We start from the raw sequence: 24054 nt of genomic DNA, 5'->3' as shown, positions 1-24054 counted from the left end.
GCGGTCGAAGGCCCATTTGCCGAAGCCTGAGGAGCCTGCGGCTGTGGGCAGGGAGCCGGTGTCGCTGCCTGCGTACCAGGGAGAGGTTTCCTCCGCTGCGGGCCTGGCGGCCGGGACCGGAGCTGAACCCGGTGCGGGCCTGGCGGCCGGGACCGGAGCTGAACCCGGTGCGGGCCTGGCGGCCGGGACCGAAACTGAGCCCGGGGCGGGCCTGGTGGTCGGGACCGGAGCTGAATCGGGTGCGGGTCTGGTGGCCGGGACCGGGGCTGAGCCCGGGGCGGGTGGGGCGAGGAAGTCCGGGGCCGGCCAGGGGCGGTCGTCGGCGGGCTGGGCTTGCCCGTCGTCGTTGGTGGCCGTCGGGTCCATCTGCTCGTGACTCCCGTCGCGGGGGCGGCGCGGCCGTCGGGGGAGCCGGCGGACACGGGCGCGGGCGCCGGGGGCCGGCGCGGCGCACGACGACGGTACCGTTCCCGGCGCTGGGGTCACACCCCCTGTCCGGGTCCGTGACCGGATCGTGGGTTACGCGACACAGGGTGTGGACGGTCGCCACCCATGCGGGACAATCTGGGACTGTGCCAGTCAGCGACCTCGAGAACCAGCCCGTACGGCCATCTTCCCTCGATCCGGCGATTGCCGCCCGTCTGAGTCGTAGCAGCGACGGCCTTGTCGCCGCCATCGTCCGCGAGCATGACAGCGGTGATGTGCTGATGCTCGCGTGGATGGATGACGAAGCTTTGCACCGGACGCTCACGACCGGGCACGCGACGTACTGGTCGCGGAGCCGGCAGGAGTATTGGGTGAAGGGTGCTACTTCGGGGCATCACCAGTTCGTGCGGTCGGTGGCGCTCGACTGTGACGGGGATGCGCTGCTGGTGACCGTTGATCAGGTGGGGGCGGCCTGTCACACGGGGACGCACACCTGCTTCTCGAACGATCTCACGGTAACCAAGGAGAACGCGTGACCAGCGGCGCTGTCGTCCCGGACGAGGCGGGTTTTGTCGAGCAGGCCGGGCGGCGGCGGGTGGTGCCGGTGGTGCGGCGGTTGCTGGCTGACGGGGAGACGCCGATCGGGGTCTACCGCAAGCTGGCAGGGGGGCCGGGGACGTTCCTGCTCGAGTCCGCCGAGCAGGGGGCCGGGGGAGCGACCTGGTCACGCTATTCGTTCATCGGGGTGCGGAGTGCGGCCACGCTGATCGAGCGGGACGGGCAGGCGGCGTGGCTGGGGACGCCACCCGCGGGCGTACCGCTGGATGGTGATCCTGTGGTCGCCCTGCGGGAGACGGTCGCGGCCCTGACCACCCCCGATGATCCGGGTACGGGAACCGGGCTCCCGCCGTTGACCGGGGGCATGGTCGGCTATCTGAGCTACGACCTGATCCGCCGGTTCGAGCGGTTGCCCGTCACCGCGACCGATGACGTGCCGCTGCCCGAGCTGGGCATGATGCTCGCCACCGACCTCGTCGTGCTCGATCACTTCGACGGGTCGGCGTTCCTGGTCGCGAACGCGGTGCTCGCCGAGGGCGCGGACAGGGATGCGGCGCTGGCCGCGTACCACCAGGCTGTGGGTCGTCTTGATGCCATGACCACCGCGCTTTCCCGGCCGACCCCGCCGATGATCTCCACGGTGGAGCGGGTGGCGGCGGGTGAGGTGGTCAGCAGAACGGCGCCGGGTGACTACCAGAAGGCGGTCGAGACGGCGAAGGAGGCGATCCGGGCCGGGGAGTGCTTCCAGATCGTGGTCGCTCAGCGTTTCGAGCGGGAGACCGACGCGGACTCGCTGGACGTCTACCGGGTGCTGCGGGCGACGAACCCCAGCCCGTACATGTATCTGTTGCGGTTCGATGATTTTGACATCGTGGGTTCGTCACCCGAGGCGCATCTCAAGGTCACTGCCGAAGAGGGTGGGGTACGCCGTGCGCTGCTGCACCCCATCGCCGGCACCCGCTGGCGCGGCGCGACCCCGGAGCTGGACAACGCGCTGGCCGCGGAGCTGCTGGCCGACCCGAAGGAGCGCGCCGAGCACGTCATGCTCGTCGACCTGGGGCGTAACGACCTGGGCCGGGTCTGCCGGGCGGGCTCTGTCGAGGTGCCGGATTTCGCGCGGATCGAGCGGTACAGCCACGTCATGCACATCGTCTCGACCGTGGTCGGGGAGTTGCGCGACGATCAGACGGCGTTCGACGCGCTCGCCGCGACCTTCCCGGCGGGGACGTTGTCCGGGGCGCCCAAGGTTCGCGCGATGGAGATCATCGAGAGCCTGGAGCCGGTGCGGCGGGGGCTTTATGGGGGCACTGTCGGATATTTCGGGTTCGGCGGCGACATGGACATGGCGATCGCGATCCGGACTGCGCTGATGCGTGCGGGCAAGGCCTACGTCGGTGCGGGCGCGGGGATCGTCGCCGACTCCGATCCGGCTGCCGAGGAGCAGGAGACCAGGAACAAGGCCGCCGCGGTGCTCGCCGCGATCGCAGCCGCCGAGACGCTGCGCGCGGCCCGATGAACGGGCGGGCTCGATGAACGCGCTGCCTGATGGAGCGGCGGGTCCTGTGAGCGGGCGGCCTGAAGGGGCGGCGGGGCCGGGGAAGGGGCGGCGGCTGGCTTACACAGTTGTGCTCTGTGCGGCGGGGGCCGGGCTGGCGTTGTGGGGCATTACCCGTACCTGGACGGTGGCCGTGTCGACCACCGGGGGGCTGCTCGATCGGAAGCACGAGTTCGATGGGAGTGAGTCGGCGCCGCTGGTACTGGGGCTGGCGTTGGTCGCGCTGGCCGGTGCCGGGGCGCTGCTCGCGACCCGCGGGGTCGCGCGGCGGGTGCTCGGCGGGTTGCTGGTGCTGGCCGGGGCCGGGATTGCGGTGGCCGCGGTCGAGGGGCGGGCCGGGCTCAGCGGGAGCACGGGATCGGCCACGGCGTGGGCGGTGCTCTGTGCGGCCGGTGGGCTCGTGGTGGTCGCCGGCGGGTGGGAGGCACTGCGGCACGGTCACGAATGGCCGGGCATGGGTGCTCGCTACGAACGGTCGTCGAAGGCCGTGCCCGTCGTTGATGAGAAGGGGACGGTCAACTCTCGCGCGGCCTGGGATGCCCTCGACCGCGGGGACGACCCGACGTAGTGAGAGGCGGGGATGCGCTGGGCCGCGGGGCGGCCGGGCGTGGAGCCTGTCAGTGGGCGACGGGGGTGCGGGTGTTGTTGCGGGCGCGGGGGGCTGCGGCGAGGGCGGCGACCATGGCGTCCATGTCGGCGCGGGCCTGGGCTCGGGCGCGATCGGCGAGCATCGCCTCGTAGGCGTTGCTCTGGGCGGTGCGGGTGTTGCCCATCATCCGGCGCTCCATGCCGGTGAGAAACTCGGCGGTGCGGGAGACAAAGGTGCGGGAGGCGGCGGCGAAGCCACTCTCACCGGGGGCATTGCTCGCAGCGGAAGCAGAAGCAGTGGTCATGTCAGGACTCCACAGAGCTGTCGGCGCCAGGGACCAGAGACAAGTTTGCCTGAAGCCCAGGGTGCCGGAGTCGTATTTCGGCCGGGTGACGCCACCGTCACAGTCTTCCGGGGTCAGCCGATCATCCAGGGTGCCGCAGGTGGGCGCAGCGACACGCGTGGGGCGGGTGTGACAGATATGACAACTGTCGCCCGGCAGCGCATTATGCCGCAGCCCATCTCGTGAGGATCGCCATACCCCGGAGGGCTGGACAGGACGGCCGCCACCTAGCATCGGGCCGAGGACACCCGGAGAGGGGAGTCGTTCGGTGACATCCGATCAGCGTGGTGCGGGACCGCAGAATGTGCTCGAGGAGATCCTCGAGGGGGTACGCGAAGACGTAGCGGCCCGGCAGGAGAAAGTTTCGCTGGACCAGGTTCGCGAGCTCGCGGCGGCGGCTCCGCCGGCGATCGACGCGTACGCGGCGTTGCGCAAGCCCGGAGTGGCAGTGATCGCGGAGGTGAAGCGGTCGTCGCCGTCCAAGGGCGCGCTGGCCGACATCCCCGACCCGGCGGTGCTGGCGGGCGAGTATGCGGCCGGTGGTGCGCGCTGTATCAGCGTGCTGACCGAGGGCCGGTGGTTCGGCGGTTCGCTCGCCGACCTGGCCGCGGTGCGCGCTGCGGTGGGCGTGCCGGTGCTTCGCAAGGACTTCGTCGTCTCCAGTTATCAGATCCACGAGGCCCGCGCCCACGGTGCCGACCTCGTCCTGCTGATCGTGGCGGCGCTCGAGCAGAACGTGCTGACCGGTCTGCTGGAGCGGATCGAGTCGCTGGGCATGACCGCGCTCGTCGAGGTGCACAACGAGGAAGAGGCCGACCGGGCACTGGACGCCGGTGCCCAGGTCATCGGGGTGAACGCCCGGGACCTGCGGACTCTCGAGGTGGACCGGTCCGTCTTCGAGCGGATCGCGCCGGGGCTGCCGAACAACGTCGTGAAGATCGCCGAGTCGGGGGTGCGCGGTCCGCACGACCTGATCCGGTACGCCTCCGCGGGCGCCGACGCTGTGCTGGTCGGCGAGGGCCTTGTCACCCAGAAGAGTCCTCGTGACGCGGTCGCCGAGCTGGTCAACGCCGGCAACCACCCCGCGACGCCGAGGCCGGTCCGATGAGTGCACCCGTACTGCCCGACCTTTCGGGACATTTTGGTCAGTTCGGGGGACGGTTCGTGCCCGAGGCGCTGGTAGGTGCGCTCGACGAGCTCGAAGCCGCGTACCGATCGGCAAAGAACGACCCCGTCTTCCAGGAACGCTTCACCGGTCTGTTGCGCGATTACGCGGGTACGCCGTCCCTGCTCTACCGCGCCGAACGGCTCTCCGACGCCATCGGTGCGGAGGTGTTCCTCAAGCGTGAGGACCTGAACCACACCGGCGCGCACAAGGTCCGCAACGTGCTCGGCCAGGCGCTGCTCGCGAAGCGGATGGGCAAGCCGCGGGTGATCGCGGAGACCGGCGCCGGCCAGCACGGCGTCGCCAGTGCCACCGCCGCCGCGCTGCTCGATCTCGAGTGCGTCGTCTACATGGGCGAGACGGACACCGAGCGGCAGGCGCTGAACGTCGCGCGGATGCGGATGCTCGGCGCCACCGTCGTGCCCGTCACGAACGGCTCGCGGACGTTGAAGGACGCGCTGAACGAGGCGCTGCGGGACTGGGTCTCCAGCGTCGACACCACGCACTACCTGCTCGGCACGGCGGCCGGCCCGCACCCGTTCCCGGAGATCGTCCGGGACTTCGTGGGCGGCATCGGCATCGAGGCCCGCGAGCAGATCCTGGACAGGATCGGCAAGCTGCCCGACGCGGTCGTCGCGTGTGTCGGTGGCGGGTCCAACGCGATCGGCATCTTCCACGCGTTCGTCCCGGACGAGGGCGTGCGGCTGTACGGCTTCGAGGCCGGCGGCGACGGCATCGAGACCGGGCGGCACGCGGCGTCGATCACCGGTGGTTCGGTGGGTGTGCTGCACGGGAACCGCACCTACCTGCTGCAGGACGAGGACGGGCAGACGAAGGAGTCGCACTCCATCTCGGCCGGGCTCGACTACCCGGGTGTCGGGCCGGAGCACGCGTGGCTGCACGACACGGGCCGGGCGAGCTACGAGCCGGTCACCGACGCGGAGGCGATGTCCGCGTTCCAGCTGCTGTGCCGCACCGAGGGCATCATCCCGGCGATCGAGAGCGCGCACGCGCTGGCCGGCGCCGCGAAGATCGCCCCGCGGCTCGCCGCCGAGCTGGGCCGCCCGGCGACGATGATCATCAACCTGTCCGGGCGCGGTGACAAGGACGTGCACACCGCCGGGGCGTACTTCGGAATTCTTGATGAGAACGAGGTCATCGTGCCGGGGGAAGTCACGTGAGCATCGCCGCGACGTTCGGTAAGGCCAAGGCGGAGGGCCGATCGGTTCTCGTCGGCTGCATGCCCGCGGGGTTCCCCACCGTCGACGACTCGATCACGTCGATGGTCGCCATGGCCGAGGCCGGCTGCGACGTCATCGAGGTCGAGCTGCCGTACTCCGATCCGGTGATGGACGGGCCGGTGATCCAGAAGGCGAGCGACATCGCCCTGGCCGCCGGGGTCCGCACCCGGGACACCCTCAAGATCATCGAGGCTGTCTCCGCCACCGGCGCCACGGTCGTGCTGATGACCTACTGGAACCCGATCGAGAAGTACGGCGTCGACGCGTTCGCCCGCGACCTCGCCTCGGCGGGCGCCACCGGCATGATCACGCCGGACCTGATCCCGGACGAGGCCGGCGAGTGGATCGCCGCCGCCGACAAGTACGCCATCGACAAGACATTCCTGGTCTCACCCTCGTCGACCGACGAGCGGCTGGCCATGACGGTCGCCAACTGCCGGGGCTTCGTCTACGCCACCGCCCTCATGGGGGTCACCGGCGCGCGGACCAGCGTCTCGTCGCAGGCCCCCGAGCTGGTCGCCCGCATCCGCGCCGCCGACCCGGACCTGCCCGTCGGGGTGGGTCTCGGTGTCGGCACCGGTGCGCAGGCCGCCGAGGTCGCCGCGTTCGCCGACGGCGTGATCGTCGGCAGTGCACTCATCCGGTGCGTTCTCGAGGCTCCGGATCTGGCGACCGGGCACCAGCGGCTGCGCGCGCTGAGTGCCGAGTTGGCAGAAGGTGTACGCGCGGGCAAACCCGCCTGATGGCAAGGCGGTAGGGTGCGCGCGTGAACTACGACTACGCCTCCATCCCCAGTCCGACGACGTCGGTGTGGCACCTGCTGGGCCTGCCCGTCCGGGCGTACGCGCTCTGCATCGTGCTGGGCATCGTCGTGGGTGTCCTGGTTATGGAGCAACGCCTGCGCCGCCGGGGTGTCGCACCCTGGGCCTCGCTGGACATGGCGGTCTGGGCCGTGCCGTTCGGCATCGTCGGCGCCCGGATCTACCACGTCATCAGCTCGCCCGCCGAGTACTTCGGCGCCGGCGGTGAGCCGTTCCGGATCTTCCAGATCTGGGAGGGCGGCCTCGGCATCTGGGGCGCGGTCGCCGGTGGCGCGCTCGGCGCCTGGCTGGCCGCCCGCCAGCTCGGCCTGCCGCTCTCGGTCTTCGCCGACGCGCTCGCACCCGCGCTGCCGATCAGCCAGGCCGTCGGCCGCTTCGGCAACTGGTTCAACAACGAGCTCTACGGCAAGGCCACCACGCTGCCGTGGGGTCTGCAGGTGCACGACATGGACCGCTCCAACCCGGGTCACGCCACGGTCATCGACGGCAAGGCCGTGACCCTGCCGGGCCTCTACCAGCCCACGTTCCTCTACGAGGCGCTGTGGGACGTCGGCGTCGCCGTGCTGGTCTGGGCGCTGGACCGCAAGTACAAGTTCGGCAAGGGCCGGGCGTTCGCGATCTACGTCATGGCGTACACCGCGGGCCGGTTCTGGATCGAGATGCTGCGCGTCGACGACGCCAACCACTTCTTCGGCATCCGGCTCAACGTCTTCACCGCGATCATCGTGTTCCTCGCGGCGCTGATCTACTTCCTGCTCGTCAAGGGGCCGCGCGAGTACGTCGTGCCGATCGACGCGCCCGACACCGTGCCCGTGGCCGTGGCGGCGGAGAGCGACGTCAATCAGGTCGACGTCGCCGGTGGTTCGGACAAGGAGCCCGCGAAGGCGCCGAAGGCCTACCGGGTGGTGAGCGAGGAGGAGTTCCGGGCGTACGAACGTACGGGAATCCTGGCGCCCGCCGAACCCGAACCACTCGCAGATCCCGAGCCCGCCGCCAAGGTGGAGCCCGCCGCGGAGCCCGTCGCCGAGCCTGAGCCGGCGCCGAAGGACCAGGTGTCCGCCTTCGCCAAGCCCGCCTCAGCCGCGCCGACCGCCTCAGCCGCGCCGACCGCCTCAGCCGCCCCGACCGCCTCAGCCGCCCCGACTGCGACCGAGTCGCTGAGCACGACCCCTGCAACCACGCCGACTGCGGCCCCCGCAGCCGTCCCGACTGCGACCGCCGCAAGCACGCCGAGTGCGACGGCCAAGGCCGACGAGGCCGCCGGCAGCAAGGCGGACGACGAAGCTGCCGCCCCCGCCGACGAGCGTTAAGGCCCGGGGCGCGGTTATGCGCACGGCGGTGGTGGTGGGTGCGGGCATGGCCGGGCTGGCCGCCGCCGGTGCGCTGGCCCGCGACGGCTGGCAGGTGACGCTGCTGGAGCGGGGCGAGCGGGTTGCCGCGCCGCCGACCGCCCTGGTGCTCTGGCCCAACGGCCGCCGGGCACTGGACGCGCTGGACCCCGACGGCGGCTGGTCGTCGATCGCGGCGCCGCTGCCCGACGGTGGGGTACGCCGCCCGGACGGCCAGTTCCTGGTCGCGCCGCACACCCGTCCGGGTGCGGGCCCGGCGCCGGCGGTGGTGCACCTGGAGGACCTGTACGACGCGCTGGTGGCGGGTCTCAACGATCACGTCGAGATCCGCACCGGCGTGGAGATCACCAAGGTTCGCGCTCATCGGGGGTCACGCCCGGCGGTCGGTGACGGGCGGATCTTCTACGAGGCCGACCTGGTCGTCGCGGCCGACGGCATCGACAGCGCGGTCCGGCACGCGCTCGCCCCGGAAGCCGTGGTGGTCGGCTCGGGCTTCGCGGCGTGGCAGGCCGTCGTGCCCCGCTACCGAGCCCCGGAACTCCCCCCGGATCAGGCGGCCGGGGGAGAGACCCTGGGCGCCGGATACCGCTTCGTCTCCATGCCGCTCGGGGAACGCGCGGCCGGGAAGGGCGGCGTCTACTGGGTCGCGACCGCTGCCGGGGCACCGCGTCCCGAACCCGCGGCGACCCAGCTCGCCCTGCTGCGCCGGTGGTTCGCCGCGTGGCATCCGCCCGTCGGGGAGCTGCTCGCCGCCACCCGCCCCGAGGATCTGGTGCCGCAGGAGGTTCGCGAGCTGCGGCCGCTGCCCCGGGCCTATGGGTTCCGCTGCGGCAGTGGTGGTGTGGTGCTGCTCGGCGACGCCGCCCACGCGATGCCGCACCACCTGGGTCAGGGCGCCTGCCTCGCGTTCGAGGACGCCGCCACGCTGCGGTCGCTGGTGGCCACGGCTTCACCGGGCTCTGAACTCGGCCAGGCGGTGGAGGACTACGACCGGGCGAGGCGCCCGAGAACCGCTTCGGTGGTACGCCAGACGCGGCGCATGTCAGCCGTCGTGCAGGCCCGAGGCCGGCTGGCACTGCGAGCGCGCAACGCCGCCCTCGGCTCGCTACGCCCCCGCATCCTGGGCCACGCCCACGGCCACACCGCCGACTGGCAGCCGCCGGAATAGCCCGCCCGACCAAGCCCGCCCGACCAAGCCCGAAGGGCGTCAGACCGTTGCGGCGGCGGGGGAGCCGATGCAGGCCGTCCCCGCACGGCGGAAGCCGATCTTGGAGTAGAGCCGGGCCACGTCGTCGTCGGCCGCGGACAGGAACACCAGGTCGTCACCCTCGAGCAGGGCGCGGCGGGCGAGGTTGGCGGTGAGCTGGGAGGCGTACCCCTGGCGGCGGGCCGAGGGCAGCGTCGCCACCCCGACCACCTCGCTCACGCCGTCGACCCGCTGCACCGAGCCGCAGGCGACGATGCCGTCGGCCGGTGACTCGACAACCGCGCTGATGCACCGGCCCGACGCGTGCCGGCGCTCCTGCTCGGCGATCATCTCGGCGCTCGGCTGCGGCACGGCGTCGCGCTGTTCGGGCCCGGCGGGGTCCAGGGTCAGCGCCCCGGCGGTGGCGGTGCTGGGCGCGGCGGAGGTCGCCGAGGCGGGGGCGTCGAAACCGAGCCGTCCCACCGCCCGGGTCGCGGCGATGTCGGTGGCGAAGGACGGCGAGCCCGGCTCGAGGAAGCGGATCGCGGCGCCGGGGATGGGCAGCTCCGGCACCAGGGCCGCGCGGTCGAGCACGAGCAGGGGCGCGAGAAGCACGTCCAGCCCCGCGGAACGGGCGACCGCGAGCAGGTCCGGGGTCGTCTCGTGCACCCATTCGAAGGCTTCGGGGGCGCTGACCTCTCGTTGCCGGGCACGGACGGCAGTAACATCGGCAGCGGACGGTGTTTCGCCGCCCAGGCGTGGCCGGGCGTAGTAGGGCCATCCCCTACCCTCGCGGACGAACAGCACGAATTCCCCGATTTCCTCCGCTACCGCGGCGTCACGGGGGACAGCGTCGTAGAACCGCTCCAGCCTGGGGAAGATATCGGTATCCTCTAGCGCCACCGCGGCAGCGTATCGAACCGGCGCGGATCAAGGGTGATCCCGGCGCGGGCAGTGTGATCCATCCGCACCTGGCGTTCGGTGCTGACTAACGTAGTATCGAGAGACTTTTGCAGGGCCGACGTCGTCCCGACCTGAAACGGAAACACAAGTGACGATCGGAGGCCCGGTGGCTGCGCAGCATTCCCAAGGCTCGCAAGGGCTCTACGACCCGGCAAACGAACGCGACGCATGCGGCGTCGCGTTCGTCGCTGACCTGCACGGGCGACGGTCTCACGACGTTGTCGCCAAGGGTCTCTCCGCGCTGATCCGGCTCGACCACCGTGGCGCCCGTGGCGCCGAGTACAACACCGGCGACGGCGCCGGCATCATGATCCAGGTCCCGGACGCGTTCCTGCGCGAGATCGTCGACTTCGAGCTGCCGGAGCCGGGCGCGTACGCCACGGGTCTGGTCTTCCTGCCGACCGACGTCTCCGACGCGGCCCGCGCCATCGCGGTCTTCGAGAAGTACGCCCTCGTCGAGGGTGCGGAGATCCTGGGCTGGCGCGACGTCCCGGTGGACCCGTCCGGCCTGGGCGCGACCGCGGAGGCCGCCCGCCCCGCGATCAAGCAGGTCTTCCTCGCCGCCGAGCGGATCACCGGCGCCGGCACCGGGCAGCGTCTCACGGGCCAGGAGCTCGACATCGTCGCGTTCTGCGTGCGCAAGCAGGCCGAGCGGGAGACGCAGCAGCGCGGCGTCGGCGCCTACTTCCCGTCGCTGTCGGCGCGCACCATCACGTACAAGGGCATGCTCACGCCCGACCAGCTCCCGGAATTCTTCCCGGACCTCACCGACGAGCGGATGGACAGCGCGATCGCGCTGGTGCACTCGCGGTTCTCGACCAACACGTTCCCGTCGTGGCCGCTGGCGCACCCCTACCGGTTCATCGCCCACAACGGTGAGATCAACACGATCCGTGGCAACAAGAACTGGATGGCGGCCCGCGAGGCGCTGCTGAAGTCGCCGAACGTGCCGGGCAAAATCAAACGGCTCTTCCCCATCTGTACGCCCGAGGCGTCCGACTCCGCGAACTTCGACGCCGTGCTGGAGCTGCTGCACCTCGCCGGGCGCAGCCTGCCGCACTCGGTGCTGATGATGATCCCGGAGGCGTGGGAGAACGACCCGGGCATGGACCCCGCCCGCCGCGCCTTCTACCGCTTCCACGCGAGCCTGATGGAGCCGTGGGACGGTCCCGCCTCGGTCGCTTTCACCGACGGCACGGTCATCGGCGCTGTCCTGGACCGCAACGGCCTGCGCCCCGGGCGCTGGTGGCACACGAGCGACGGCCTGGTCGTGCTCGGCTCCGAGGCCGGCGTGCTCGACATCGACCCGTCGACCGTCGTCGCCAAGGGCCGCCTGCAGCCGGGCCGGATGTTCCTGGTCGACACCGAGGCCGGCCGGATCGTGCACGACGACGAGATCAAGGCCGAGCTGGCCGCCGCGCAGCCGTACGACGAGTGGCTGCACGCCGGGCTGATCGACCTCGGTGACCTGCCGCCGCGCGAGCACATCATCTACACGCACGACTCGGTGATGCGCCGCCAGCAGATCTTCGGCTACTCCGAGGAGGAGCTGAAGATCCTGGTCGCGCCGATGGCCCGGCTCGGTGCCGAGCCGCTCGGTTCGATGGGTACGGACACGCCCATCTCGCCGTTGTCGACGCGCCCGCGGCTGCTGTTCGACTACTTCCACCAGCTGTTCGCCCAGGTCACCAACCCGCCGCTGGACGCGATCCGCGAGGAGATGGTGACCAGCCTGTCGATGACGATCGGGCCGGAGGGCAACCTGCTCAACCCGGGGCCCGCGAGCTGCCGGCAGATCGTGCTGCCCTACCCGATCCTCGACAACGACGAGCTGGCGAAGCTGCTCTCCATCGACGAGGACGGCGACCTGCCCGGTTTCAAGGCGGTCCGGGTCTCCGGTCTCTACCCGTTGCGCGACGGGGCTGCGGGCATCAAGGCCCGGCTGACCCAGATCTGCCGGCACGTGTCGGAGGCGATCGAGGACGGCGTACGCATCCTGGTGCTCTCCGACCGTGACTCGAACGCCGACCTGGCGCCGATCCCGTCGCTGCTGCTCACCGCGGCCGTCCACCAGCACCTCGTCCGCGAGCAGACCCGCACGCAGGTCGCGCTCGTCGTGGAGAGCGGCGACTGCCGGGAGGTGCACCACGCGGCAGTGCTCATCGGGTACGGCGCCGCGGCGGTCAACCCGTACCTCGCCTTCGAGAGCGTCGACGACCTCATCGCGACCGGCCCGCTCGCCGGGATGGAGTCGCAGAAGGCGGTCCGCAACTACGTCAAGGCGCTCGGCAAGGGCGTCCTGAAGATCATGTCCAAGATGGGCATCTCGACGGTGTCGTCGTACTGCGGCGCGCAGGTGTTCGAGGCGGTCGGCCTGGACAACAAGCTGCTGCAGCGCTACTTCGCCGGCACGTCGGGGCGCATCGGCGGCTCCGGGCTGGCCCAGATCCACGCCGAGGTGGCCGTCCGGCACGCCAAGGCGTACCCCAGCAACCCCGCCGAGCGCAGCCATCGCCGTCTCGAGGTCGGGGGCGAGTACCAGTGGCGCCGCGAGGGCGAGGTCCACCTCTTCAACCCGGAGACGGTGTTCCTGCTGCAGCACGCCACCCGCAGCAAGCAGTACGACGTCTTCAAGCAGTACACCGCGAAGGTCGACGGGCTGGCCGAGGCGGCGGGCTCGCTGCGCGGGCTGTTCCGCTTCGACCCCGGCCGGGTGCCGGTGCCGCTGGACGAGGTCGAGCCGGCGTCGGAGATCGTGAAGCGCTTCGCGACCGGTGCCATGTCGTACGGCTCCATCTCGGCGGAGTCGCACGAGACCCTGGCGATCGCGATGAACCGGCTCGGCGCGAAGTCGAACACCGGCGAGGGCGGCGAGGACGTCGAGCGGCTCTACGACCCGGCGCGGCGCTCCAGCGTCAAGCAGATCGCCTCCGGCCGCTTCGGTGTGACGAGCGAGTACCTCGTGAACGCGGACGACCTGCAGATCAAGATGGCGCAGGGCGCGAAGCCGGGCGAGGGCGGGCAGCTCCCCGGGAACAAGGTGTGGCCCTGGATCGCGAAGACGCGGCACGCCACCCCGGGCGTCGGGCTCATCTCGCCGCCGCCGCACCACGACATCTACTCCATCGAGGACCTGGCCCAGCTCGTTCACGACCTCAAGAACGTGAATCCGGCTGCGCGCGTACACGTGAAACTGGTTTCTGAGATCGGGGTCGGCACCGTCGCAGCAGGCGTGGCCAAACTCAAGGCCGACGTCATCCTGATCTCCGGCCACGACGGCGGGACGGGCGCGTCGCCGCTCAACTCGCTCAAGCACGCCGGTTCGCCGTGGGAGCTCGGCCTCGCCGAGGCGCAGCAGACGCTGCTGCTGAACAAGCTGCGCGACCGGGTCACCGTGCAGGTCGACGGTCAGCTCAAGACCGGTCGCGACGTGATCATCGCGGCGCTGCTGGGTGCCGAGGAGTTCGGCTTCGCGACCGCGCCCCTGATCGTCTCGGGCTGCATCATGATGCGCGTCTGCCACCTGGACACCTGCCCGGTCGGCATCGCCACGCAGAACCCCGTGCTGCGCGAGCGTTACACCGGCAAGCCCGAGTTCGTCGAGAACTTCTTCATGTTCATCGCCGAGGAGGTCCGCGGCTACCTCGCCGAGCTGGGCTTCCGCACCATCGACGAGGCGATCGGGCAGGCCGAGGTGCTCAACGTGGTCCCGGCGCTCGACCACTGGAAGGCCAAGGGCCTCGACCTGAGCCCGGTGCTGTTCGTGCCGGAGCTCGAGGAGGGCGCGGCCCGCCGCGGCGTCGTCGCGCAGGACCACGGCCTGGACAAGGCGCTGGACAACGAGCTGATCGCGCTCGCCCAGCCGGCCCTGACCGACGGCACCGAGGTGCGCGCCGAGGTGAAGGTCCGCAACGACCACCGCAGCGTCGGCGCGATGCTGGGCGGCGAGGTCACCCGCCGGTACGGCGGCAACGGCCTGCCCGACAACACGATCGCGTTCACCCTGCGCGGCACCGGCGGCCAGTCGTTCGGCGCGTTCCTGCCGCGCGGCGTGACCCTGCGGCTCATCGGCGACACCAACGACTACGTGGCCAAGGGCCTCTCCGGCGGCCGGATCGCGATCCGGCCGGCCGAGGACGCGCCGTTCGTCGCGGAGGAGAACATCATCGCCGGCAACACCATCCTCTATGGAGCGACGGCGGGCGAGCTGTTCCTGCGCGGCAAGGCCGGCGAGCGGTTCGCCGTGCGCAACTCGGGCGCCTCGGCGGTTGTCGAAGGCGTCGGCGACCACGGCGCCGAGTACATGACCGGTGGTGTCGTGGTGGTGCTCGGCTCGATCGGGCGCAACTTCGCCGCGGGCATGAGCGGTGGCATGGCGTTCATCCACAACCTGGACGCGTCCAAGGTCAACCCGGAGCTGGTCGACCTGGCCCCGCTGACGGCGGAGGAGCAGGAGATCCTGCACCGGCTCGTCACGACCCACCTGGACGAGACCGGCTCGGCGGTCGCCGAACGGCTGCTGGGGGACTGGCCGGCCGCGGTGGCGGAGTTCACCGCCGTCGTGCCGCGTGACTACAAGCGAGTGATGGAACTGATCAAGACCGCCGAGGCTGCCGGTCGCGACGTCGACGAGGCAGTTATGGGGGCGACTCGTGCCTGATCCGAACGGTTTCCTGAGGTACGAACGGCAGTTGCCCAAGCGGCGCCCGGTGCCGGTGCGCATCCGCGACTGGCACGAGGTCTACCCGCCCGCGGGCGAGGAGCTCATCCGCGACCAGGCCACCCGGTGCATGGACTGCGGCATCCCGTTCTGTCACGAGGGCTGCCCGCTGGGCAACCGCATCCCGGACTGGAACGACCTGGTCCGCACGGGAGCGTGGGCGGCGGCGGCCGAGAGCCTGCACGCGACGAACAACTTCCCGGAGTTCACCGGGCGGCTCTGCCCCGCGCCCTGCGAGGCGGCCTGCGTCCTCGGCATCGCCGACGACCCGGTCACCATCAAGCAGGTCGAGGTGGAGATCGCCAACCACGCGTTCGACCTCGGCTACGTCAAGCCGCAGCCGCCGGTCACCCGCTCCGGCAAGTCGGTCGCCGTCGTCGGCTCCGGCCCCGCGGGCCTGGCCGCCGCCCAGCAGCTGGCCCGTGCCGGGCACGCGGTCACGGTCTTCGAGCGCGACGACGCGATCGGTGGCCTGCTGCGCTACGGCATCCCCGACTTCAAGCTGGAGAAGGAGCGCATCGACGCCCGGATGGAGCAGATGTCCGCCGAGGGCGTCGAGTTCCGCACCGGCGTCAACGTCGGCGTCGACATCACCGCGGCTGAGCTTCGGGAACAGTTCGACGCTGTCCTGCTCACCTGTGGGGCGCTCGAGAGCCGTGACACCCCCGGGACGCCGGGACGCGAGCTGGGCGGCGTGCACCTCGCCATGGAGCACCTCGTCCCCGCCAACCGGGTCGTCGCGGGTCTGCAGGACAGCACCCCGATCGACGCGAACGGCAAGCACGTCGTGATCATCGGCGGCGGCGACACCGGCGCGGACTGCCTCGGCGTCGCCCACCGCCAGGGCGCGGCCGGCGTCATCCAGCTCGACCAGTACCCGCTGCCCCCGGAGACCCGCATCGCCGGCCAGCACCCGTGGCCGACGTGGCCCGTCATCCTGCGCAACTACCCGGCCCACGAGGAGGGCGGCGAGCGCGTCTTCGCTGTCGCCGTGCAGGAGTTCGTCAACGACGGCTCCGGCAACGTGGCCGCCGTACGGGTCGCCGATGTCGTGGTCGAACGGGTTGACGGAGTGCGTACGGTCACCGTCACCCCCGGCTCGGAGCGCGACCTGCGCGCCGAGCTGGTGCTCCTCGCGATCGGCTTCGAGGGCACCGAACGCCAGCCGCTGCTCGACCAGTTCGGCGTCACCCCCAACCGGCGTGGCTCCGTGGACTCCGGCGACGACTGGCAGACCGACGCCCCCGGCGTCTTCGTGGCAGGCGACATGCACCGCGGCGCCTCCCTGATCGTCTGGGCGATCGCCGAGGGCCGCGCCGCCGCCGCGGCGATCCACACCTACCTGGGTGCGCCCGGGGAGCTTCCGGCCCCCGTACACCCCTCGTCGCAGCCCCTCGCGACCGTCCGCTGACGCATCTCCACTGAGGACCCGGCCGGATGGCCGGGTCCTTCGTGTTTCCGGTGTAGTCCGGTGTAGTCCGGTTTCCACCACGTGAAACCCGCCTGCCGGACAACTATTCCTCATGGCATACCGGGACACCGGCCGGCGCGGCGTGGGCTGGCCATTGCTCATCATCGTTCTCGGCGGCGGGCTGGCGGCGTACCTCTTCTTCACCGGCGAGGACGGCGCCCGGGCGTTGTCCGTGCTCCAGGTCGTCGTCGGCTCCCTCGACATCCTTACCGCCGTCTACCTGGCCCGCCGCGGCAGCGCCGAGTTCACCCCGGTGGGTGCCGGTCGCCGCTTCGGCCTCTGGATGCTCGCCCTGCTGATGGTCGTGGTGGCGGCCGGTCTGTTCCACACCAGCCGGGAAGCAGGAATCGACGCCGCCCCGATGACCTCCGCCGCACTGGAGACCGGCCAGACCGTCACCTGGCATCCGTCCGCCGCCGGCGTCGCCCGTGAGCGACTGCGCTTCACCGGACATCTCCACAACACCGACACCTCAGGCTTCTGCGAACGCGACTCCACCCTGACGGCGGCCCTGATCTTCGGGGGCTCCGTACGCGACGAAGCGACCGCATCCAACGGTGAGCCGATGGAGCTGGAACTCGGACCGGGCGGCGCCGCCCGCGAGGTCCGGCTCACGGTCGCCGCGCCGGAAGCCTGCCGGATGACCATCGACATCACCGACGCGGAGTTTGTGAGCTGACATGAAGAACCGGATGACCCGTGCTGCTCTCGCCCTCACGTTCCTTCTGGCCGCCTGCGGAACCACCACTACTACCCCGCCGCCCGCCGCACCCGGGGAACACCTCACGATCGGCGTGCACGCGGACGTACCCGGCTGGGGTAAATCGGTCGGTGGTGCCTGGAGCGGCTACGACTACGCCCTGGCCCGGTGGCTGGGCCAGGATCTCGGCTTCACGGTCCGCCCGTACGACACGCTGTCCCTCAACCGCGAGACCCTGATCAAGGAGGGCACCGTCGACGCGGTCATCGCCACGTACTCGGCGACGGACGCCCGCGCCAAGGAGGTCGATTTCGTCGGCCCGTACCTGATCGCCAAGCAGGCGCTGCTCGTCCGCAAGACCGACGCGGCCGCGCTCGCCAAGGTTAAACCACAGAACCTGACCGGCTGTGTCCAGGAGGGATCGACGTCGCAGGACCAGCTCGATCACTATGGATACGCGAGTTTCAGCGCGAGTGCCACCCTGACCGAATGCCTCGACCAGCTCGACACCGGCAAGGTCCAGGCGATCGGCACGGACGACCTGGTGCTCTACGGCTTCGTGAACGACCATCCCGGCAGGTACGAGATCCTCGGCACCCGCATCGGCCACCTGGAGCTCTACGGGATCGGCGTCAGGAAGGGGAACTTCGAGCTCTGCCAGCGCCTGCGGGGTGCCCTCGGCAGGTTCGTCACCACGGGTCTGTGGCAGACGTTCCTGGCCAACAACCTGCCGACCATGCCACCGTCCGAGTACGACACCCACAGCCCGCTGAAGGTGTCGGAGTTCAGCTGCACCCCGCCGCAGTGACCGGTCAGGCCTGTTCCGTGAGGCCGATCCCGGTGAGTGTCAGGCGGAAATCGTCCGGCTGGCCGCCCACCTGGAACGTCAGCTCACTGCTGTTGCTGGTCACGGCGGCCTCGAAGGTGTAGGTGAACGGGCGCGGCTGGGCCGTCAGGTGAACCACGTCCTGGAACGACCCCGTCTCGATCTGGTTCCGGCTGTTCTGCACCCGGACCAGCGCCGAACCCACCGGCGTGGCGGAGGCGGTGAAGATCAGCGTGTAGCGATGCCTTGCGATCAGCGGGATGCAGCCGTGCAGCACGACGAGGCTGTAGTCGTGTTCAGTACCGCCGACGACGTCCGCGCTGAACCCCGACGGGCCCACGCCGAAGAGCGTGACGTGAGAATTGGACGCCCACCACGTTTCCTGCGTCTTCGGCACGCCGGCCTTCGGGTCCCTCGGCACGGTCAGCAACGCCGTGCCGGGCGCGGGCGGCCCGCTGACGCAGGCGGTGCTGCCGTCGTCCTCCGCTCCCATCGCGGTGGGCGCGGGGGAGGCCGTGCCGGTGGGCGCGGGGGAGGCTGTGCCGGTGGGCGCGGGGGAGGCTGTGCGCGTGGGTGCCTGCGTGGCCCCGCCGGCAGCAGCCGAACCCTCGCCGCCGGTGTCGCGGACCCCCAGCACGACCGCCACGAGGGCGACCGCGGCCGCGACGATGACGGCGGCCACCAGCAGCAGCTTTCTCCTGCGGGCGCCGCCCGGCTCCGCGGCCGGCCCGTCGGGCGTCTCCGGTTCCTCCGGTTCCTCCGGTTCCTCCGGTTCCTCCGGTTCCTCCGGTTCCTCCGGTTCCTCCGGTTCCTCGAGGGTGCCGGCTTCCCGCTGCTGAACGCGGAGCTCGTCGTATTCGCGGATCATCCGGTCGTGCCGGGTGCGCCACGCGGCCACCGCGGCATCGTCCTCATCGCACAACCGGATGAGAGTCTCGACCTTGCCCCAGTCGGGCGGCCGGCGGACCTCGCCGTTGATGATCGCGTAGAACTGACTCCTGCTGAGGTGGAGCCGGCGGGCGGCCGCGTTGGCCGACAGGCCCGAGCTGCGGACGAGATTTCTGAGCTCCGCACAGAACGCACCCACCGGATCAGTCACATCGACATACTACGAAGTCTTCGCTCCCGATATCGCCCCCTCACGGGCGCGGGCCGGGTCGCCGGGTTCTCTTCCGCACGGCTCCGGCGGAGTCGTGCGGGGGTGTCCGGTGCCGGGGACGCCGGGCAACACCGGATTATCGGAAACACCGGGAAAGCGGACCAGCCGGTTGCTGAGGGTGAACGATGGCAGTCGCCGCCGTCACAGGGGGGCCGGGCGATAAGCTGAGGCCGTATCGCGGTCGTTGACGCCCGCCCGTTCCCGCCTGCTGAGATTGCCTGCGAGCGCGGGGTGTCGTCACCCGCATTTCACCATCCTGACGGGGGTCGGCCGGCAGGCCCGCCCGAAAGAGAGATTAGCCTGATGGCTGTGACACGCCGCGCCAAGATCGTTTGCACCATGGGTCCCGCAACCGCCTCCCCCGAGCGCATGCTCGGCCTGGTCGAGGCGGGCATGGATGTGGCCCGCATGAACTTCAGCCACGGCAGCCACGAGGATCACCAGAAGATCTACGAGCTGATCCGCGCCGCCGCGAAGCAGACCGGCCGGGCCGTCGCGGTCCTCGCCGACCTGCAGGGTCCGAAGATCCGGCTCGGGAAGTTCGCCAACGGGCCGCACGTGTGGGCCACCGGTGACAGCGTCACCATCACGAGCGACGACATCCTCGGCACCCCGGACCGCGTCTCGTGCACCTACAAGAAGCTGCCGCAGGAGGTCAAGGTCGGTGACCGCCTCCTGATCGACGACGGCAAGGTGGCCATCGAGGTCTCCGCCGTCGACGGCAACGACATCCGCTGCCTGGTCACCGAGGGTGGCCCGGTCTCCAACAACAAGGGTGTCTCGCTGCCGAACGTCGCGGTGAGCGTCCCGGCGATGAGCGACAAGGACGAGGCGGACCTGCGGTTCGCGCTCGGCCTCGGCGTCGACCTGATCGCGCTCTCCTTCGTGCGCTCGCCCGACGACATGAAGCTCGTCCAGGAGATCATGACCGAGGAGGGGCGCACCGTCCCGGTCATCGCCAAGGTCGAGAAGCCCGAGGCGGTCGACCACCTCGAGGCGATCGTGCTGGCGTTCGACGGTGTCATGGTGGCCCGTGGCGACCTCGGTGTGGAGCTCCCGCTCGACCAGGTGCCGCTCGTGCAGAAGCGCGCGGTGCAGCTGTGCCGCGAGAACGCCAAGCCGGTCATCGTCGCCACCCAGATGCTCGACTCGATGATCGAGAATTCCCGGCCGACCCGCGCCGAGGCCTCCGACGTCGCCAACGCCGTCCTCGACGGTGCGGACGCGGTCATGCTCTCCGGCGAGACCTCGGTCGGTAAGTACCCCGTCCTGACGGTCAGCACCATGGCCAAGATCGTCACGACCACCGAGGGCGGCGACTTCGGCGTCCCGATCCTGCAGCACGACCCGCGCACCCACAGCGGCGCGCTGACCGTGGCGGCGGCCCGCATCGCGCTGAACATCGGCGCCAAGGCACTCGTCGCGTTCTCGCAGACCGGTGACACCGTCCGGCGTCTCAGCCGGCTGCACAGCGAGCTCCCGCTGCTCGCCTTCACGCCCGTCCCCGAGGTCCGCGACCAGCTCGCGCTCTCCTGGGGTGTCGAGACGTTCCTGACGGACTTCGTCCAGCACACCGACGACATGTTCCGCCAGGTCGATCAGGCCATGCTCGGCCTCGGTCTGGCCAAGCCCGGTGAGTACGTCGTGGTCGTGGCCGGCAGCCCGCCGAACGCCCCCGGCTCGACCAACACCCTGCGGGTCCACCAGCTCGGCTCGCTCGTCGACCCGAGCACCGTGTGACCGTGCCCCTCTCCGGGCAGGCCGCCGTCGACCAGCTGCTCGAGGTCCTCGACCTCAAGCAGCTGGACCAGGACCGCTTCCAGGGCGAGAGCCCACAGGTGGGAGCGCAGCGGGTCTTCGGCGGCCAGGTCGCGGGGCAGGCGCTCGTGGCGGCCGGCCGCACCGTGGATCCGGCCCGCTCGGTGCACAGCCTGCACGGCTACTTCGTGCGCCCCGGCGACCCCACCGTCCCGATCGACTTCACCGTGGAGACGATTCGCGACGGCCGCTCGTTCTCGGTGCGCCGCTCGACGGCCCAGCAGCACGGCCGGACGATCTTCTTCATGTCGGCGTCGTTCCAGGTGACCGAGGCGGGTCTCGACCACCACACACCGGCTCCGGCCGACGTGCCGGGCCCGGAGGACACCCCGACGATGGCCGACTGGCTGGAGCGCTACCCGGAGCGGCGGTCGTCGTTCAACGCCTCCCCGCAGGCGATCGACGTCCGCTATCTGGGCACGCCCGGCTGGGTCCCGCCCGGTGACCGGGCGGCGGCCTCCGAGCAGCGCGTCTGGATGCGGATCAACGGCAAGCTGCCGGACGACCCGCTCCTGCACGCCTGCGCGCTGACGTACGCCTCGGACCTCTCCCTGCTCGATTCGGTCCTGTCCGTGCACGGCGAGGTGTGGGGCCCGGGCGGCGTGATCGGCGCCAGCCTCGACCACGCACTGTGGCTGCACCGCCCGTTCCGCGCGGACGAATGGTTCCTGTACGACTGCACGAGCCCGTCCGCGTCGGGCAGCCGTGGCCTCGCCAGCGGGCGCATGTTCACCCGCGACGGCACCCACATCGCCAGCGCCGTCCAGGAAGGCTTGTTGCGCCGCGTTGGCGCCTGAAGACGGCGCCTCAAGAGGGGCCGCGTCGGTGCCTGGCGGGGGTCAGTCCAGCAGGCGGCCGCGGGTGATGATCGAGGTGTCGTCCATGCCGGGCATCGCGGCGCGGGCGGCGTGTGCGGTGGGGTCCAGCATCGGCAGCTGGGAGTTGTCGGCGTAACGCTGCGGGTCCTGCGAGGCGTTGGCCGCCGCGGTCGCCGCTGCCTGTGCTGAGGCCTCCGTGGCCGCCGCGAGGGCGGGATCGGGCAGTTCGGCGCCCTCGGCGGTGTCGGGGACGCGCACCTGCTGGGCCTGGTCGGCGGCGGCCTGGGCGGCCACTCCCGCGGTGCCGGAGCCGGTCACTCCGGCGAGCGCGAGCATGGTGTCCAGATCCGCGGTGGTCCGCAGTACCTCGTCGTGGAAGCTGCCGCTCGTGGTGCCGGGGTGGATGACGCCGGAGAAGCCCGCTGTGGGCGTACCCAGAGGATTTGCTGAAACGGGCGGCCCGGACAGATCCGCCATGCCCGCGGCCGACGTGCGGTGGGTGGTGGCCGCGGCGTGCCGCGGAGCCGGACCCCGCACGGGAGCCTCGTTGTAGTCCCCCAGGCCCGCCGTGTAGCCGGCAACGCCCAGCGCGCGCTCCTCCGGGAGCTCCAGCAGCCGCTGCGCGCGCGTCCCTGCCGTGGCCTCCCGCAGCCGCAGCGAGGCCACCAGGTCGGCAACGCCCCGGATCGCGGCCGCACCCCCCAGGATCACCACCACGATCTCAGCCGTACGCGCGAACGAGCTCGCGCCGTAGAACCCCAGCCCGACCTCGAGCACCCCGACGACCGTCAGCAGCCCCCAGATCCGATCGATCTCCCGGGTCATCATCGCGATCGCCAGGTCGGCGGCCCCGCGCACCATCAGGTACCAGCCGATCAGCGCCGCCGGCGTGGTCCACGAGTTGCTGCCGTCGGCGAGGAGCACGCCCCCGGTCGCGGCGAACAGCGCGGCCATGCCGAGGTTCAGCCACCACGTACGCGTCCCGGCGAGCGCGCGGACGGCCTCGGTGAGCGCGGCGAACAGGATGACCGGTCCGGCCACCCGGGCGACGTCGGCGGGTTCGAGCCGCAGCACGCTCCAGGCGACCGCCAGCCAGGCCACTCCGGAAAAGAGCAGGAAGCCCCACATCCCGTCACGCACGACGGTCAGGGGCGATGATCCGGACCACAACATGGAGCCTCCCGCAGTGCTGGTACTGCCATGACAACACCAGCCGGGTCCGGCAAACCGGTCTTTCCGGAAAAACCCGCGGTCGGCGCGCCCGGGGTCCATGATCGTTTTTGGCACACCGTCACGCGTTCCGGCACGCGTCACCCGATCGTGTGGGAAAGTCACGGGGAAATGCGGGACGGTCGCTCTGCGTGCAATTGATCAACGATTTCGGGCTTGACGGCGCGCGTCGTCGCGGAGGCTCTTCAGCTCGCTGTTGCGGCAGGTCAGCACGTTCGGGCGTACCGATAAAAAATCGACCCCCGGGATGGACCCGGGGGTGCGACGTCCTACAGAAGTGCCGAGGGCGGGATTCGAACCCGCACGCCCTTTCGGACAGAGCATTTTGAGTGCCCCGAGTCTGCCATTCCTCCACCCCGGCGCGCACGACTCACCGCGACCAAGGTCACGGCGATACGAGCAGGACACACACTACCTACTACGCTGTCGGGGGTGACACCCAGATACCCGGGTGTCGCGACTTCGGGAGTGTTGGGGGTAGGAGTTTCGTGGCCGACACGCAGGCGAGTGCCGAGCGCAGGCGGGTGTTGATCGCCGAGGACGAGGCTCTGATCCGGCTCGACCTGGCCGAGATGCTGGTCGAGGAGGGCTATGACGTCGTCGGTGAGGCCGGCGACGGCGAGACCGCGGTGCGCCTGGCCGAGGATCTCATCCCGGACCTGGTCATCCTCGACATCAAGATGCCGATCATGGACGGCCTCGCGGCCGCCGAGCGGATCGCCGGCGGGCGGATCGCCCCCGTGGTGATCCTCACCGCCTTCAGTCAGCGCGATCTGGTCGAACGCGCCCGGGCAGCCGGGGCGATGGCGTACCTCGTCAAGCCGTTCCAGAAGTCCGACCTGGTGCCGGCGATCGAGATCGCCCTCTCCCGGTATTCGGAGATCTCCGCGCTCGAGACCGAGGTGGCCGGGCTCACCGACCGGCTCGAGACGCGGAAATCGGTCGAGCGGGCCAAGGGCGAGCTCATGACGAAGTTCTCGATGACCGAGCCGCAGGCGTTCAAGTGGATCCAGCGCACCGCGATGGATCACCGGATGACCATGCGTGAGGTCGCCGATCGCATCCTCGCCGAGGGCCAGGAGCCTTCGGCCGAGGTCCAGCCGCCCCAGTGATGCC

19 protein-coding genes and 1 tRNA gene are annotated in these 24054 nt (G+C 70.8%); 15 read left to right on the top strand and 5 right to left on the bottom strand.

All coding sequences use genetic code 11. From position 1 onward, the window contains the following. Positions 1-572: 572 nt before the first annotated feature. Genes hisI through Aco04nite_RS21500 form a run of 3 tightly spaced genes read left to right on the top strand, consistent with a single transcriptional unit; the run spans position 573 to position 3107 of the window. On the top strand, positions 573-962 hold the full coding sequence (hisI, locus tag Aco04nite_RS21510) for a phosphoribosyl-AMP cyclohydrolase (protein WP_212999047.1): 390 nt from the start codon (positions 573-575) through the stop codon (positions 960-962). Beyond that, positions 959-2500: an anthranilate synthase component I gene (locus tag Aco04nite_RS21505; RefSeq protein WP_212999046.1), complete on the top strand. Its 1542-nt coding sequence runs from the start codon at positions 959-961 to the stop codon at positions 2498-2500. Before hisI ends, Aco04nite_RS21505 begins: the two co-directional genes overlap by 4 nt. 46 nt (positions 2501-2546) lie before the next feature. Beyond that, positions 2547-3107 (top strand): Trp biosynthesis-associated membrane protein, encoded by a 561-nt coding sequence (locus Aco04nite_RS21500; protein ID WP_438874928.1) that lies wholly within the window; start codon positions 2547-2549, stop codon positions 3105-3107. A gap of 49 nt (positions 3108-3156) precedes the next feature. On the opposite strand, the gene Aco04nite_RS21495 is transcribed toward Aco04nite_RS21500, so the two are convergent. Beyond that, the gene (locus tag Aco04nite_RS21495) at positions 3157-3432 is read right to left on the bottom strand and encodes a hypothetical protein (RefSeq protein WP_212999044.1); all 276 of its coding nucleotides are present in this window, start codon (positions 3430-3432) and stop codon (positions 3157-3159) included. Between the two features lie 343 nt (positions 3433-3775). Here Aco04nite_RS21495 and trpC point away from each other — a divergent pair, with 343 nt between their 5' ends. The 5 genes from trpC to Aco04nite_RS21470 are packed head-to-tail and all read left to right on the top strand — an operon-like array spanning position 3776 to position 9215. Continuing rightward, the gene (trpC, locus tag Aco04nite_RS21490; protein ID WP_203834635.1) at positions 3776-4579 is read left to right on the top strand and encodes an indole-3-glycerol phosphate synthase TrpC; all 804 of its coding nucleotides are present in this window, start codon (positions 3776-3778) and stop codon (positions 4577-4579) included. Further along, on the top strand, positions 4576-5817 hold the full coding sequence (gene trpB / locus Aco04nite_RS21485) for a tryptophan synthase subunit beta (protein ID WP_212999043.1): 1242 nt from the start codon (positions 4576-4578) through the stop codon (positions 5815-5817). The genes trpC and trpB overlap by 4 nt, the downstream gene beginning before the upstream one ends. Further along, positions 5814-6620: a tryptophan synthase subunit alpha gene (gene trpA / locus Aco04nite_RS21480; protein WP_212999042.1), complete on the top strand. Its 807-nt coding sequence runs from the start codon at positions 5814-5816 to the stop codon at positions 6618-6620. Before trpB ends, trpA begins: the two co-directional genes overlap by 4 nt. A gap of 23 nt (positions 6621-6643) precedes the next feature. Then, entirely contained in the window at positions 6644-8008 is a 1365-nt protein-coding gene (lgt, locus tag Aco04nite_RS21475) for a prolipoprotein diacylglyceryl transferase (RefSeq protein WP_244876169.1), read from the top strand. A 16-nt stretch (positions 8009-8024) separates the two neighbouring features. Continuing rightward, positions 8025-9215: an FAD-dependent oxidoreductase gene (locus Aco04nite_RS21470; protein ID WP_212999041.1), complete on the top strand. Its 1191-nt coding sequence runs from the start codon at positions 8025-8027 to the stop codon at positions 9213-9215. Between the two features lie 39 nt (positions 9216-9254). On the opposite strand, the gene Aco04nite_RS21465 is transcribed toward Aco04nite_RS21470, so the two are convergent. Then, positions 9255-10136: a GNAT family N-acetyltransferase gene (locus tag Aco04nite_RS21465; RefSeq protein WP_212999040.1), complete on the bottom strand. Its 882-nt coding sequence runs from the start codon at positions 10134-10136 to the stop codon at positions 9255-9257. A gap of 148 nt (positions 10137-10284) precedes the next feature. On the opposite strand from Aco04nite_RS21465, the gene gltB reads away from it, so the two are divergent. From gltB to Aco04nite_RS21445, 4 genes are all read left to right on the top strand, one after another. After that, positions 10285-14856 carry a glutamate synthase large subunit gene (gltB, locus tag Aco04nite_RS21460; protein ID WP_212999039.1) on the top strand — a complete coding sequence of 1524 codons (4572 nt, stop codon included), beginning with the start codon at positions 10285-10287 and terminating at the stop codon, positions 14854-14856. Next, entirely contained in the window at positions 14849-16327 is a 1479-nt protein-coding gene (locus tag Aco04nite_RS21455; RefSeq protein WP_212999038.1) for a glutamate synthase subunit beta, read from the top strand. Before gltB ends, Aco04nite_RS21455 begins: the two co-directional genes overlap by 8 nt. Positions 16328-16439: 112 nt before the next feature. Beyond that, complete coding sequence (locus tag Aco04nite_RS21450; protein ID WP_212999037.1) at positions 16440-17066, top strand: hypothetical protein; 627 nt, start codon at positions 16440-16442, stop codon at positions 17064-17066. Positions 17067-17079: 13 nt separating this feature from the next. Then, positions 17080-17895 carry a transporter substrate-binding domain-containing protein gene (locus Aco04nite_RS21445; protein ID WP_212999036.1) on the top strand — a complete coding sequence of 272 codons (816 nt, stop codon included), beginning with the start codon at positions 17080-17082 and terminating at the stop codon, positions 17893-17895. A gap of 4 nt (positions 17896-17899) precedes the next feature. Here the strand turns inward: Aco04nite_RS21445 and Aco04nite_RS21440 are convergent, their stop codons facing one another. After that, the gene (locus Aco04nite_RS21440) at positions 17900-19012 is read right to left on the bottom strand and encodes a helix-turn-helix domain-containing protein (RefSeq protein ID WP_212999035.1); all 1113 of its coding nucleotides are present in this window, start codon (positions 19010-19012) and stop codon (positions 17900-17902) included. A gap of 363 nt (positions 19013-19375) precedes the next feature. Between Aco04nite_RS21440 and pyk the strand changes: the two genes are divergently transcribed. Further along, positions 19376-20812, top strand: a complete 1437-nt coding sequence (pyk, locus tag Aco04nite_RS21435) for a pyruvate kinase (RefSeq protein WP_203834622.1) — start codon at positions 19376-19378, stop codon at positions 20810-20812. Next, positions 20809-21687, top strand: a complete 879-nt coding sequence (locus Aco04nite_RS21430) for an acyl-CoA thioesterase (protein ID WP_212999034.1) — start codon at positions 20809-20811, stop codon at positions 21685-21687. Before pyk ends, Aco04nite_RS21430 begins: the two co-directional genes overlap by 4 nt. A gap of 42 nt (positions 21688-21729) precedes the next feature. Here Aco04nite_RS21430 and Aco04nite_RS21425 read toward each other — a convergent pair whose 3' ends face one another. Next, a complete protein-coding gene (locus Aco04nite_RS21425; RefSeq protein WP_212999033.1) occupies positions 21730-22881 on the bottom strand; it encodes an HdeD family acid-resistance protein in 1152 nt (383 codons plus the stop codon). Between the two features lie 335 nt (positions 22882-23216). Further along, positions 23217-23299: transfer RNA gene (locus Aco04nite_RS21420), tRNA-Leu, on the bottom strand. 127 nt (positions 23300-23426) lie between these two features. On the opposite strand from Aco04nite_RS21420, the gene Aco04nite_RS21415 reads away from it, so the two are divergent. Further along, on the top strand, positions 23427-24050 hold the full coding sequence (locus Aco04nite_RS21415) for an ANTAR domain-containing response regulator (RefSeq protein WP_203834619.1): 624 nt from the start codon (positions 23427-23429) through the stop codon (positions 24048-24050). Positions 24051-24054: the final 4 nt, after the last annotated feature.

The sequence above is a fragment of the Winogradskya consettensis genome, from assembly GCF_018332715.1.
GTDB classification, from domain to species: domain Bacteria; phylum Actinomycetota; class Actinomycetes; order Mycobacteriales; family Micromonosporaceae; genus Actinoplanes; species Actinoplanes consettensis.
This window is presented reverse-complemented; position numbering and strand designations above follow the sequence as displayed.

Bases quoted from the DNA above. Each gene is read 5' to 3' on its own strand.
- Aco04nite_RS21495 (WP_212999044.1), bottom strand. From the start codon at position 3,432: ATGACCACTGCTTCTGCTTCCGCTGCGAGCAATGCCCCCGGTGAGAGT.
- trpB (WP_212999043.1), top strand. From the start codon at position 4,576: ATGAGTGCACCCGTACTGCCCGACCTTTCGGGACATTTTGGTCAGTTC.
- Aco04nite_RS21470 (WP_212999041.1), top strand. From the start codon at position 8,025: ATGCGCACGGCGGTGGTGGTGGGTGCGGGCATGGCCGGGCTGGCCGCC.
- Aco04nite_RS21450 (WP_212999037.1), top strand. From the start codon at position 16,440: ATGGCATACCGGGACACCGGCCGGCGCGGCGTGGGCTGGCCATTGCTC.
- Aco04nite_RS21445 (WP_212999036.1), top strand. From the start codon at position 17,080: ATGACCCGTGCTGCTCTCGCCCTCACGTTCCTTCTGGCCGCCTGCGGA.
- pyk (WP_203834622.1), top strand. From the start codon at position 19,376: ATGGCTGTGACACGCCGCGCCAAGATCGTTTGCACCATGGGTCCCGCA.
- Aco04nite_RS21425 (WP_212999033.1), bottom strand. From the start codon at position 22,881: ATGTTGTGGTCCGGATCATCGCCCCTGACCGTCGTGCGTGACGGGATG.